Origin of the sequence: Acididesulfobacillus acetoxydans (assembly GCF_902729405.1) — a bacterium.
GTDB classification, from domain to species: Bacteria; Bacillota; Desulfitobacteriia; order Desulfitobacteriales; family Desulfitobacteriaceae; genus Acididesulfobacillus; species Acididesulfobacillus acetoxydans.
In genome coordinates this window covers 779,400-792,285 of the sequence record NZ_LR746496.1, presented here as the reverse complement: position 1 = coordinate 792,285, position 12,886 = coordinate 779,400, and the positions used below count along the sequence as shown (strand labels likewise).

Below are 12,886 nucleotides of genomic sequence, written 5' to 3'. Positions count from 1 at the left end.
GCGGCAATTCCGACCTATAACGTGACTTATGACGGCAACGGCTCGACCGGAGGAAGTGTGCCGATCGACAGCAATAGTTATGCCCAAGGCGCAACGGCAATCGTATTGGGCAATATTGGGAACCTGTCTCTTACCAAGAACGGCTATACCTTCACCGGGTGGAACACCGCGGCGGACGGAAGCGGAACGAGCTACGCGGCCGGGGCAACCCTGACGATGGGAGTCGCCAATGTCACGCTGTACGCCCAGTGGACGGCGAATCCGCCTGTCACCTACACTGTCAGCGTCTCGGCCAATCCACAGGCAGGCGGAATGGTTTCCGGCGGGGGCACGTATGCTGAAGGCGCTTCGGTGACAGTGACGGCCACGCCCAACAGCGGTTACACCTTCATCAACTGGACAGAGGGCGGGATACAGGCCAGCACCAGTGCCACATATACCTTCCCCATGGGTACGGCTGACAGGACTTTGGTGGCCGGCTTTGCGGCGAGCCCGCCTCCACCCTCCGGTGGCGGAGGCGGCGGTTATGCCCCATCACCTATATCTGCAACAGTTACCGGCAGTGTCATTGACAGCACGACCGGTGCCAAGATCTCCAATATACCGGCCACTGTTACTGCTGATAGTCATGGTAGTGATACGATCTCCATGAATGCGGCAAAAGCTTTATTGGTGAAACAATCTGGCGGCAATCCGAGTCCCTTAAGCGATCTTTCTCAAGTGGCCATTGCCGGTGCCGCAGGAACGCCTGTGATAGTTTCCGCTGACGGGACAATCCAAGTGGCGGGCCTGGCGAAAGGAACAGACAATAAGTTTGATATTACTTATGACTTAGGCAACAGCCAAAAGATCACCCTTGGAACGATGGAGGTTAAAATTGACAGCAGCGGCAATGCGACTCTCACGACAACCTTAATTGACCCATACGGTTTAGTTACCGATGAAGCTACCGGCAAGCCTGTCGCCGGAGCGAATATCACCTTGTATTATGCCGATACGGAAAGGAATAGGGCAGCAGGGAAAACTCCGGACACGGTCGCAGCACTTCCAATCATCACTGGATTTAAGCCTGACAATAATCAGAATCCTCAGGTCAGTGATACGGCAGGAGCCTATAGCTTCCTGGCATTTCCCAATTCAGATTACTATATAGTAGCCACCAAGGTTGGTTATGAGCAATATACCAGTCCGACAATTTCTGTGGAACAGGAAATCGTCCACTGGGATTTCAAGATGAGTCCAACCATCTCCGGAGTCACCAGACTGGCGGGTCAGAGCCGAGTCGATACAGCGTTGGCTATCGCCCAAGCGGAATACACCGGTAAGATTGCCAACGTCATCCTGGCTACGGCCGGCAACTATCCCGATGCCTTAACAGGAAGTGTCCTGGCCTATCAGCTTCAGGCGCCGATACTGCTGGTTGGAAGCTCAGATGCGGATCAGGAAAAGGTATTGGCCTATATGAAGGACAATATGAATCCGTCAGGAACAGTCTATATATTGGGAGGTACGGGAGTAGTCAGCAGTGCCATGGAAGCAAAAGTAACAGCGGACGGTTTCCCGAAAATAACCAGATTAGGCGGAGCCGACAGATATGAAACTTCTGTCAAAATAGCCGGCCAATTGGGAGTCGGGAGCGGAACACCCATTGTGCTGGTCAATGGTGAAAACTATCCGGATGCCTTATCTATCAGCAGTATTGCGGCGCAAATGCAGCTTCCTATCCTCCTAGTCCAAAAAGATGGAATCAGCGACAGCGTCAGCCAGGAAATTGCCTCCATCAAGCCATCCAAAGTCTATATCATCGGAGGAGAAGGCGCCATCAGCGCAACAGTAGAAAGTCAGGTTGCCCAGCTCACCGGTTTAGACCAAGGGAATATCATGAGGATCGGAGGAGCTGACCGGTATGCCACTTCTCTGGCGGTGGCTCAATACTTCAACTTAAGCGGCCAAAATGTTTGTGTGGCCACCGGCGATAACTTCCCGGACGCCCTGGCCGGAAGTGTCTATGCGGCCAATCACAATGCCCCGATTATTCTGGCGGACGACAGCTTGTCCGATCAGGTCATGAATTATTTGAAGGGCAAAAACCTAACTGGAGCGACTATATTCGGTGGAGAGGCTGTAGTTAGCAAAGATATTGAGCAGCAACTGCAACAGTTGATAGGGCAGTAAAAAGTATAGATTGGGGTATTACCAGCGAAGTGCACTTCGCTGGTAATACCCCATATAAGTAATCGAAAGCCGATTTCTCCTTAGAGTAAAGGAAACCGGCTTTTTGCCTCCAGAATATGTCTTCGCGTATTTTGGTTAAAATGTTAGCGGGACCCCAATGACAAGACTGCGGTGATGACAGGAGTACCGTCACCGGCGATACCGAGCATGTCCATATCCCCGAGCAAACCGAGCCCTTCTGTACTCTGTTTCGCTTCACTTATAAGGGGGTTTCGAATAAGAAGTTTATTGTTATTGCACTTTTTGCACGAATCGTTATCGTAATCCTAAGTACCGTATATGTTTATGGAAAAAGAACTTTAGCATATTTTTAGAATTTAAAATAACGCGAGATCATACTGGGCTATGGATCACAATGTGGAAATAGTGCAATTCGACACTATTAAATTGGAGGATCTTCGTTTCCTTATCCTTAACAGAAGAAATATTGAGAAGCTGAACCTATGAGACTTTGCTAAAGTGAAATTCCCAACGTGTGTATTAGCGGCAGTCCTTCGGCATATACCAGCCAGGCCACTAGGCCCAGCCGGACCACCACGACATCCCAGAAACTGCCGGTCTTAACCGACACCGGCAAGCGAATCCGCTTTTTCCAAACCGGATACAACAGCGGCACTCCATCCGCAATGAGATCAAGAAGTAAATGGCTCAAATACCCGGCTCCAAACACCATGAGCAACGGAACGCGCCATGGAATCAGGAAATGAGAAAACCCAAGGAGTGTGTCTGCACCCCAGAGGAAAAGGCCCATGCCGAGCAAGGTATGCGTGATTCCCCGATGCTTGAGAGAGGAGACAATGACCAGCACGGCCCCGAGCAGACCTGTGGCAAGGCTCAGGACGCCGGCGTAGCGCAGAACCATAATTCGCATTACCTGTGCGCTAAAAACAGTCCGCACCAGCGTCGGTATACGCAAAAAGGCACTGACTGCCAGGAGTAACAAGCCACTCAGCATAGCTCCTGCCCGTGAGCTGCCAAGCCGCCCCAAGAGATCCCTGTCAATCGTACTTCCCGGCCGGTCGATATCCGGCAGGAGTCCTCCCAGGACCGCAGCCCCCAGGCTGACGGCCAGTACCTCAAAATTCTGCGCTGTTGCAAACGCTTGTCTGGTTATCGCCGGGTGGAGCAGGGACCAGGCGGCCAAGGCTCCAGCGGCATGTGTTTTCCCCATCACGATTAAATCACCTCCCTCCGCTTTCTTGGCATTGGATCAGGACCGCGGGCTGCTGCTTAAGATATGCGGCGGCCTCACCTCCCCTCGCCAAGAACGCCTCTACGGTCTTGAGTATTTTCTCTGCCTGCTTGCGTTCAGCAGAGTCCTCCTCCTGCACGATTTCCTGTCTGCCCTCGTCTTCCAGGATAATCTTACGCATCTGCCGGGTGCTCAGTTCCTGATCGGCCGCCTCCTGGATGTACTTTGCCGGATCGGAAGAGTTGGCCGCGGTCCGGTGATGATACCAACTCAGCGAGGATATGCGCGTACCCTCATCGGGGAAGGCCCGGCAGACTTTAACCAGCTCCCGGATCTGCGCCATGCAGTTTCCCACCTGCGACGCAAGCCAGCCCTGCTGTACGCCGGAATCGAGCATGGCAGAAAGGAGTTGCCTTTAACCCCAAAGAGCAAGCGAACTTTAGCTTTAGCCAAACGGCTTCCCGTGGCACTCAGACTTCACCGAGTGAAACAAGCCAAGGAGAAGTCCTTGGCTGGGGATCAGTACACAGATAATGATTATGTTTTTGCTACCGCAACCGGCGGGTGTGTCGAATATCGAAACTTTTACAGGTCCTTCCAAGCTTGTCTCAAGAAATGTGGCATTCCCCCGGTGAAGCTCTATTCGTTGCGCCATACGTTTGCGACCAGGCTCCTCGAAGATGGAGAAGACATCAGGGTCATACAGGAACTTCTGGGACATACTGACATCCGCACAACCAACATATATACACACGTCACGAAAAAAACTAAGCAGCAGGCGGCAGCTAAAATGGATATACACCTGCGTAAACCAGGTAAGTCCTGAACCTCTTTTGGCAGATTCTTTTCCGGGTTGCAGTACGGTTGCAGTAAATCACTCTTTTTAAGCCCAATCGGTCAAACAAAAAAACACCGCAAACCCTTGCAGTGTCTGAGTTTTTTATGGAGCCGACGATGGGACTCGAACCCGCAACCTGCTGATTACAAATCAGCTGCTCTACCAATTGAGCTACATCGGCTTGCTATGAACCGCAAATTCGGGTTTTCTGCATCGACCCGCGACACTTGTATAGTTTACCACATACCGAAACATCACGCAAGATCAAGTTCCGTGTTAAACAGACTCCCCGCCTCGGAAAAGTGACTATTTGCCGTTAAAAAGTTTTTGGAAATAGCGGGTCCCGGTGCCACCGCGCAACCTGGCGGCCATTTTTGTGCTCCTTCAGTGGCACAGTTGCGGTAAGAGGAGCTACGCCTGCATAGTAAGCGGAAAATACCCCTGCTTTCCGGACCATCGGCCTTGTGTCGACCGCATAGCCGTTTTTTCGGCTGATGGTACCACCTTAGTGACACGGGACTCCCCCGGAAACTCCCTCGTTTCCGCTCCTCAGACCGTTGCCTTCCGCCCTGCCGAAAGAGTTCCTTAAACTGCTTCTCATCGTTTGCGGAACCGTTGACCGGAAATGTATGTACTCTCACCAACTATCTGTCCTAACCGATGCAAGCCTGACGGATGCAAGCACCTTGTGATATGAAGGGGTTCATGAATCCCTGCGTTCCAGGTAGCGTTCCAGCTTTCGCTTGACTCTCTGAAGGGCATTATCGATTGATTTTACATGCCGCCTCAAATCGACCGCGATTTCCTGATAAGATTTTCCTTCCAGGTAGGACATGAGAACTTTCCACTCCAGTGAACTGAGAATTTCGCCCATCTTTTCTTCAATGTCATCGAACTCTTCCCGGCTTATAATAAGTTCTTCGGGATCCGTGATCCTTGTCCCGGAAATCACGTCGAGCAAGGTCCGGTCCGAATCCTCATCGTATATCGGTTTATTTAAAGAGACATACGAATTGAGTGGTATGTGCTTTTGTCTGGTGGCCGTTTTAATCGCCGTTATAATCTGCCGGGTAATACATAACTCGGCAAAAGCCCGGAAAGATGATAACTTGTCCCCGCGAAAATCGCGAATCGCCTTATAGAGACCAATCATGCCTTCCTGAATGATATCCTCCCGGTCGGCACCGATGAGAAAGTAGGATCTGGCTTTAGCTCTGACAAAATTCCGATACTTGCCTATCAAATATTCAAGAGCCGTGGCGTCACCGTCTTTGGCTAGTTCGACGACCCCCTCATCCGCAATGACTTCACTGCTGTCGCACCCTTCCGGCACCTCTGGTTGGGCGTTTAGTATCAAAATAAATCCCCCCGTATCATTGTGATGAAGACGGTATATACGATTTATTCCTTTTTTCGCAAAGGACCTTACTTTGTCCACCCAAAGAATAAGATAATTATACTCGACGCGCGAGAACAGCGTCAAGGCGAACTTTCAGATGTTCTGTCGCCGAGACCCGCCCCGGAACTTGCGCGATGGTCAGTATTCTTGCGGTTTTGTACTGGGTTCTGTCGTACAAAGCCCTCTCAGCACCCCGCCTGTCCCCGAAAAGACGACCCGATTCTCTCAGCCTTTGGCAAGTCTTTGCCGCAGAGTCTCATAGAGAAGAACCGCTCCGGCGACACTGGCGTTCAGGGAGGTCATTGCCCCTAACATGGGCAGAGCCACCACCTGGTCACAGCTCTCCCGGACGAGACGCCCCAAGCCCTTGCCCTCTCCGCCGATCACCAACACCCGAGGTCCGGTCAAGTCGGTTGCGAAAACATCAGTGCCCGAGGCATCCGCGCCGCAAATCCAACATCCGGCCCTTTGCATCTCTTGCAGGACCCGGACCAGATTGGTAACACGGGCTACCGGAATATGCTCTACCGCTCCGGCTGAGGTCTTGGCCACGACGCCGGTCAAGGGAACACTGCGCCGTTTGGGAATGATCACCCCGTGAACCCCCACCGCTTCCGCCGTACGCAAGAGGGCCCCCAAATTATGCGGATCCTCAACCCCATCCAGAACCAGAATAAACGGATCTTCCCCTTTCGTCTGTGCCAGGGCCAGAATGTCCCCAACTTCCGCATACGCGCGGGGAGCGGTATAAACGAGCAGGCCCTGGTGACGCCCGCCCCCGCTTATTCTGTCCAGGACCGAACGCTCCGCAAATTGAAACGGGATGCCCCTCTCCCGCACGACGTCCAGTATCTTCTGCACCTGCTCTCCCTTAAGGCCATTCTGAAAAAGCACCTTGTTCAACGGTTTACCGTCCTTAAGGATTTCCCAGACCGGATTGCGCCCGTAAATGATATCATCCGGCACAGCGACACTTCCCCTCTCCGGCAAATTCCCACCAATCTTGCTAAGCTCGCTTTTCGGACCTCTTGAGAAACGTGGAAAGAAGGCCGAAAGAAGGCCTTAAGGCACACTTCTCCAAGTATGTTTGTTTTCCGCGACCTTTTGCAGAAACCCGTTCTTTCTCATCTAAGATTCGGGGCGCAAATAGGGATCCAGCCAAGGTTCCCTTTCCAGCAGAAGCCCTGCCATCCGCTGCAGCATCTCCTTGATTTCCCACTGGGCTCCCGGCGTGAGAACCCTCTTTCGGTACACATCAAGAAATGACCTCAGGTTTAAGGACGTTACGAAATTTGTTCCCGCCCCGCCCGGCAGGACAAAACGTGCATCTTCTCTCTTCACGCCCAGGGCCAAAAGTTCGTTGTAAGCTTGCTGAGCTTGGTCCATCGCCCGAAGAAAGGCCTTTTTCGCCTCATCTGTCCGTTCGATCTCGTCCGGCAGCACAAAATCAAAGATTTCGTTCTCATGCCGTTCGGAAACGTAACGCTGGCTTTGGACAGATAAACTCACTCCGATACGATGACGGGAGTATTGCGCCAACAAAGTCCGCGACACATTTTCCACGGCGAACGTCATCGTACAGTGTTCAAGGACACTGAGGTGTTTCTTTTTCAGCAGTTGATCCACAAGGCGGAACGTCTCGTCAACCGGCGGCTCCTGTTCAGACAGCCCAATCGGAGACAGCGGGCTGTAACAGGTCCTGGCTGCCAGCCAAATCAGCCGCAGATAATTAGGCGTCATTGTGATGAGCTTGACTTCCATACCGGAATCTCCTTTCTCTCCTCCGTTCGGTCTCCCCGGTGCGCTTCTTCTCAGCGTGCGCACTTTGCCTAATTCTTTCCTTCCGCCTCAGCGGCCGATTTCCCTTTCCCCGGCAAAACCGCTTCCACCTGAGCAAAAGCCCACTCCATGCGCTCGTTCAGGCCTTGCAAGTACCAATACCCTACTAAAGCCTCGAAGGCCGTGGCGTGCCGATAAGTCAGGACATCCACATTTCTGGGATAGCCGCCTTTGGCATTTCTCGCCCAGAGGACCACTTCTTGTTCCTCCGGCTCAAGTGCGTCCAGGAGCTTGGCCAACACCCGAGCCTGAGTCGAAGCCCGCACCCGTTCCACAGCTTTCCGGTGCAACTCCTTGACCTTTACAAACCCGAGTTCCAAAAGATGCTCCCTCACCCATAACTCATAGACCGCATCTCCCAGATAAGCCAGGGCCAACGCGTTAAACTCCCGCCAGTTTCTCATTTTTTGGGGTCCGACTGGGCCCTTCCCCTTTCTAGACCGCTACGGCCTATTTACTTGCCACCTGGCTCCTTGAGGGGTGTCCTCCAATATTATACCGACGTTTTTCAGTTCTGTACGAATGAAATCTGCCGTCTCCCAATCTTTGCGCGCCTTGGCCCGGGCCCTCACTTGCAAGAGGACCTCCATCACCCCGGACAGCCTGTCGCTTTCCTCAACCTTCTCGACCGGACCGGCCAGATCAAAACCCAACACCCCGGCCAGCTCCAAGAGAGTGGAGCGGGCGGCCGCCAACTCTGCCGAACGGCTGGGATACACCCGCACATAGGAATTAACCGCCTTTGCCAAGTCAAACAAGGCCGCCAGCCCTAAGGCAGAATTAAAGTCATCGTCCATAGCGCTGACAAAAGCCTCCCGGGCTTCTTCGAGCGCAACCTGCAGGACCTCCGCCGCCGCCCGGCCCTCAATCTCCGCTTCCCCGCCGCTCGCGCCAGCAGTCCCGGATCGTGCCTGAGCTCTTTCTTCCGGCCGAGCCGTAGCTTTTACTCGCGCTTGAGCCCCTTCTTCCGGCCGGGTCTGAGCTTCCGCACGCGTCACAACCCCTGATTGAGGCCCCGGCGAACCGTTCCCCGCCTCCAGGGCCTCCCCGGCCAAGCGCACGCTGGTACGAAGACGCTCCAGCCCCTTCTGCGCCAGGGCCAGCTTTTCATCGTCAAAATCAAGGGGACTGCGGTAGTGCGTGTCCAGAAGATAAAAGCGCAGGACTTCTCCCGGGAAATGTTCCAATACTTCTCGGACCGTAAAAAAGTTGCCGAGGGATTTGGACATTTTGGCCTTATTCACCGTGATAAAGGCATTGTGCATCCAATACCTGGCAAAGGTTTTTCCCTGTAAATACCCTTCAGACTGGGCAATTTCATTCTCGTGATGGGGAAAGACCAGGTCCCCGCCCCCGCCGTGAATATCGAAGCCCGCGCCGAGATATTTTAAGGACATCGCAGAACACTCTATATGCCACCCCGGCCGCCCCAACCCCCACGGGCTTTCCCAGGCCGGCTCCCCGGCTTTGGCCTTTTTCCAGAGGGCGAAATCCATAGGGTGATGTTTACGCTCGTCAACCTCCACCCTAGCTCCGGCCAGCATATCCTCCAAACTGCGTCCGGAGAGCTTTCCGTAAGCAGGAAAACGACCGACCGCAAAGTAAACGTCTCCCCCCACGTCATAAGCCAGCCCCTGCGCTGCCAAACCCTGAATCATTTGGATCATCTCGGGAATATGCTCCGTCGCTCTCGGGTGAATCGTCGCCGGAAGGATGCCCAGAGCCTCCGCATCGCAAAAGTACTCCCTGATATACTTTTCCGCCAGCGTCGCGGGCGGAATTCCTTCTTCCCGGGCCCTCTGAATGATCTTGTCGTCCACATCCGTAAAGTTCTGCACATAACGGACCTCATAGCCCTTGTACATCAAATAGCGGCGGACCATATCGAAAACGACGAGCATGCGGGCATTGCCCATGTGAATGAAATTATACGTCGTCGGGCCGCAGGCATACATCGCCACTTTCCCCGTTTCCCTCGCTTGGAACCTTTCCTTTGTCCGGGTCATGGTGTTGTATAAGCTCAAAGACATTCAAGCGTTCCCCCTCTTCTTTTTCCCGCAGGCGCCTTTCCAACGCTTCCACCCGCTCCATCAAACACTGAAGTGTTTCGGCCACCGGGTCGGGCAGCTCGTCATGCCGCAGGTCGGGACTCTTGACCGGAACTCCTTTGTGCACAACCACCCGCCCCGGTACCCCAACCACCGTGGTATCCGCGGGCACCGGTTTATTCACCACTGAACCCGCGCCGATTTTGACATTGTCCCCGATCTTGAACGAGCCGAGAATCTTGGCCCCTGTGCCAATCACGACATTGTTGCCAATCGTCGGGTGCCTCTTCCCCTTCTCCTTCCCGGTCCCCCCCAGGGTGACCCCCTGGTAGAGCGTCACATTATCCCCAATTTCCGCCGTCTCGCCAATGACCACCCCTGTGCCGTGATCGATAAAGAATCCTTGGCCTATTTTAGCGCCCGGATGGATCTCGATCCCAGTCAAGAACCGGGCCAATTGAGAAATCATTCGGGGCAAGAGCACCAAGTGACGTTTATAGAGCCAATGCGCCATCCTATGAAACAGGAGGGCATGGAACCCCGGGTAACAGACGATGACCTCAATAATACTTTTTGCCGCCGGGTCCCGTTCGAAAATCACCCGTATATCGTCACGCAACTGCCGGAACATCAGCCCTCACCCCCAACCGATTTCAACCTTACCCTTATAGAACATGCGCGGGAAAACCTCGGAATTCGATTCCGGGGATGAGAGCGCATCCCCCTAATTACATGCACATTGGCTTGGTTTGTGGTTACCGACCTCGGCGGAAAACGTCGGATTCAGGAAAACAGAAAAGGAACCCTCGTCCAGAGACGGGGATTCCGTGGTTCCACTCTGCTTGAACAGCACACCGCCCATGGTGTGCCGTTCCACTCCGGGCTTTAACGCAGCCTCTGCGGGTTAAACTACTCTTCTTCGTCCAACCGTTCCGGGGTGCACTTCCGAAAGTCTCTTCCAGGCGGCTCCCACCCTTTCCGCCCTCGCTGCGTGAATCCCCTGCCGTACTTTTCCCCATCATCACATTCAGATATAATCCTGCTTCGCGGGGCTTGGCCGCCTGCCCGCTGCGCTTGCCGGCCCCGGACGCTGAGGCTACTTGCCACTATTATAAGGGAATGAAACCCCGGCTGTCAACTTGGCTTTTACTGTGGTAAATTTGCTCTTTATAAGAATATCCTGGGAAGATCTCATTCTCTGTACTTGTATGGCCATTGGCCCTATATTCTGGTCAAAACTTTGGAGAAAACCGCTCCCGGACATCCGGGAAACATTGTAAAGATATTCCGCCGGGAATGACGGAGGCCCGGGGGAAACATGGAGGCGGCCTCAATTATTTTTTGCTCCGTCTTTAATCCAGTTCCGGATAGTCTGAATTTGGTCTGAGGTTAAAGGCGGCTGTCCTATCGGCATCTGGGGTTTATCGCTTCCTTCCAGCTTCCGGATCAATTTCGACTGATCAGGGTTACCCGGAACGACGTTTTTCTTCATAACGGCGGTATAATTGTCGAGCCCATACCCCCCGCTTGTTCCGTGGCAGGTGATGCACTTACTTTGAAAAATCGGCTCGACGTTCTCTTTAAAGCCGGGGTGAACCACGACACCCGCGGAGGCCAGGGCTTTGGGCACGGAATTCATCCCCTGATAGGTCAGAAAAACCATCCCGGCCACTAAAACGCCCGCCAAACTCAAAGCCAAAGGCCGTTTCCGCACGGAGCGGGCCGGATTGCGATCAAGCCACGGCAAAGCAAACAACAGAATGCCTCCCGCGAAAGGAAGGACGACCATGGCCAACACGTCCAGTTTACCCGGAAAATACTTGAGAAGCTGATAGACGCCAAAGAAGTACCAGGCCGGCTCGGGTACATATTGACTCTTATTCAACGGATCCGCCGGCGCCCCCAGCGATTTTGGATAGAGTGCAGCCAGAAGCCACAAAGCCGCCCCGATTAACAACACGAACAGGATCATCCTCACCGCTACATCGGGCCAAAACGGCAGAGAATCCCCATCAACGCATTTCCCCCGTTTTTGCGCTTTGGCCAATTCGTCCCCGGAAGCCATACCCTGACGCAGCACGAAGAAAAAGTGCGGCAGAAAAGCCAACAAGAGTAAGGCCGGCAAGATCAACATGTGTACGGAGTAAAACCGGGTCAAGGTGGCCCCCGTCACTTGGGTCCCGTCCCGCAGCAGCCGGACCAGATAATCCCCGATCCACGGAATATGGGAGGGCATCGCCGTACCCACCGTGGTCGCCCAGTAGCCTTCTTGATCCCAAGGCAGCAAATAACCTGTAAAGGCCAGACCCAAGGTAGCTATGAGAAGAACACTGCCCAAAAGCCAGGTCAATTCACGCGGCTTCTTGTAAGCACCTTCGTAGAAAACGCGCAAAAGGTGCAGAACAAGCAAAACTACCATGAAGTTAGCACCCCAAGAATGTAAGGAACGGACAAAGGCCCCCACCGGCTCTCCCTGCAATTGTTTGATACTGTCATAAGCACCGGAAGCCGTGGGCCTGTACACTGTGGCCAGCAAAATCCCCGTCACAGCTTGGCTGCAAAAGACATAGAAAGTCGCGAACCCCAGATAGTCCAGAACATTGCTCCGTTTGGACACCGGATGTTCAAAGAGAGAGGCTGTCAGTTCGCGGACATGCAGCCGTTCATCCAACCAATTAATCACGCCAGAATCCCCCCCACCTGAACAGAATCCCCGATGATCTTTATCACCCGCCGGGGCAAAGCTTTTGGGGGCGGTCCGGAAAGAACCTGACCGCGGATATCGTAAACCCCGCCATGACAGGGGCACATAAACTTGCCTACTGCCGCAACCCAGTTAACGGCGCATTGCAAATGGGTGCAGTGAAAATCCAAAGCCAACCAGTTTCCCTGGCCTAAGTTAACAACATAGACACCCTCTTTAACCCCCTGACCGGAATATGTCACCGGCTTCGGCATGTTTTCCGGAAAATCCGCGGTTTTCCCCACTGTTTGCAGAGGCTCCGCGCCCAGCGGCGGCGGCTGGAGGAAATCCAACCCCAGCCCGATATAGCTAAGACCCAGTACGGTTCCCGCCCCACTGACACCAACCTGCAAGAAACGTCTTCTGGAAAAAACCTTCCCCACCCCGGCCGGTCTTTTAATCTCTTCCATCTCTTTCCTCCTACCACTGCGGTCCGGACACCGAGGTATCCGGACCGCAATTTCAAACTAAAATCAGAACTCCCTTGCCTAACACCGGACCTCTCCCGATGTTAGATCATTTCTCATGCCTGTCCGTTTTACCTCAAGACCCTCACTTCTGCCCTTAAAATCTTATACTTGCGCTCTAACCT

At 53.6% G+C, this 12,886-nt stretch carries 12 protein-coding genes, 1 tRNA gene, 1 pseudogene and 1 other annotated feature; of the genes and pseudogenes, 2 read left to right on the top strand and 12 right to left on the bottom strand.

Annotation, left to right across the window (positions count from 1 at the left end):
* Positions 1 to 21: 21 nt before the first annotated feature.
* Positions 22 to 2,175: a cell wall-binding repeat-containing protein gene (locus tag MNU25_RS03545; RefSeq protein WP_443613700.1), complete on the top strand. Its 2,154-nt coding sequence runs from the start codon at positions 22 to 24 to the stop codon at positions 2,173 to 2,175.
* A gap of 514 nt (positions 2,176 to 2,689) precedes the next feature.
* Here the strand turns inward: MNU25_RS03545 and MNU25_RS03540 are convergent.
* The gene (locus MNU25_RS03540; RefSeq protein WP_240986713.1) at positions 2,690 to 3,406 is read right to left on the bottom strand and encodes a metal-dependent hydrolase; all 717 of its coding nucleotides are present in this window, start codon (positions 3,404 to 3,406) and stop codon (positions 2,690 to 2,692) included.
* 10 nt (positions 3,407 to 3,416) lie between these two features.
* Positions 3,417 to 3,770 (bottom strand): hypothetical protein, encoded by a 354-nt coding sequence (locus MNU25_RS03535; protein ID WP_240986937.1) that lies wholly within the window; start codon positions 3,768 to 3,770, stop codon positions 3,417 to 3,419.
* Here MNU25_RS03535 and MNU25_RS03530 point away from each other — a divergent pair.
* Positions 3,687 to 4,253 carry a tyrosine-type recombinase/integrase gene (locus MNU25_RS03530; protein ID WP_277350711.1) on the top strand — a complete coding sequence of 189 codons (567 nt, stop codon included), beginning with the start codon at positions 3,687 to 3,689 and terminating at the stop codon, positions 4,251 to 4,253. The genes MNU25_RS03535 and MNU25_RS03530 overlap by 84 nt on opposite strands.
* 117 nt (positions 4,254 to 4,370) lie before the next feature.
* Here MNU25_RS03530 and MNU25_RS03525 read toward each other — a convergent pair.
* From MNU25_RS03525 to MNU25_RS03480, 10 genes and pseudogenes are all read right to left on the bottom strand, one after another.
* A tRNA-Thr gene (locus tag MNU25_RS03525) sits at positions 4,371 to 4,446 on the bottom strand.
* 522 nt (positions 4,447 to 4,968) lie between these two features.
* Complete coding sequence (gene sigH / locus MNU25_RS03520) at positions 4,969 to 5,622, bottom strand: RNA polymerase sporulation sigma factor SigH (RefSeq protein WP_047829254.1); 654 nt, start codon at positions 5,620 to 5,622, stop codon at positions 4,969 to 4,971.
* Positions 5,623 to 5,889: 267 nt separating this feature from the next.
* Positions 5,890 to 6,630, bottom strand: coding sequence for a 23S rRNA (guanosine(2251)-2'-O)-methyltransferase RlmB (rlmB, locus tag MNU25_RS03515; RefSeq protein WP_240983802.1), 741 nt, complete (start codon positions 6,628 to 6,630; stop codon positions 5,890 to 5,892).
* A 162-nt stretch (positions 6,631 to 6,792) separates the two neighbouring features.
* Entirely contained in the window at positions 6,793 to 7,425 is a 633-nt protein-coding gene (gene thyX / locus MNU25_RS03510) for an FAD-dependent thymidylate synthase (RefSeq protein WP_240983801.1), read from the bottom strand.
* Between the two features lie 68 nt (positions 7,426 to 7,493).
* Entirely contained in the window at positions 7,494 to 7,907 is a 414-nt protein-coding gene (locus MNU25_RS03505) for a Mini-ribonuclease 3 (protein WP_240983800.1), read from the bottom strand.
* A 39-nt stretch (positions 7,908 to 7,946) separates the two neighbouring features.
* Positions 7,947 to 8,093, bottom strand: coding sequence for a CysS/YqeB C-terminal domain-containing protein (locus tag MNU25_RS20420; protein WP_420838692.1), 147 nt, complete (start codon positions 8,091 to 8,093; stop codon positions 7,947 to 7,949).
* A pseudogene (gene cysS, locus MNU25_RS20255) lies at positions 8,067 to 9,533 on the bottom strand (cysteine--tRNA ligase); the annotation flags it as partial. The gene MNU25_RS20420 and the pseudogene cysS, both read right to left, overlap by 27 nt.
* Complete coding sequence (gene cysE / locus MNU25_RS03490; RefSeq protein WP_240983799.1) at positions 9,430 to 10,182, bottom strand: serine O-acetyltransferase; 753 nt, start codon at positions 10,180 to 10,182, stop codon at positions 9,430 to 9,432. The pseudogene cysS and the gene cysE, both read right to left, overlap by 104 nt.
* A gap of 178 nt (positions 10,183 to 10,360) precedes the next feature.
* Positions 10,361 to 10,582, bottom strand: a binding site (T-box leader).
* A 299-nt stretch (positions 10,583 to 10,881) separates the two neighbouring features.
* On the bottom strand, positions 10,882 to 12,234 hold the full coding sequence (locus MNU25_RS03485) for a cytochrome b N-terminal domain-containing protein (RefSeq protein ID WP_240983798.1): 1,353 nt from the start codon (positions 12,232 to 12,234) through the stop codon (positions 10,882 to 10,884).
* Positions 12,231 to 12,704: a QcrA and Rieske domain-containing protein gene (locus MNU25_RS03480; protein ID WP_240983797.1), complete on the bottom strand. Its 474-nt coding sequence runs from the start codon at positions 12,702 to 12,704 to the stop codon at positions 12,231 to 12,233. Before MNU25_RS03480 ends, MNU25_RS03485 begins: the two co-directional genes overlap by 4 nt.
* Between the last annotated feature and the right edge of the window lie 182 nt (positions 12,705 to 12,886).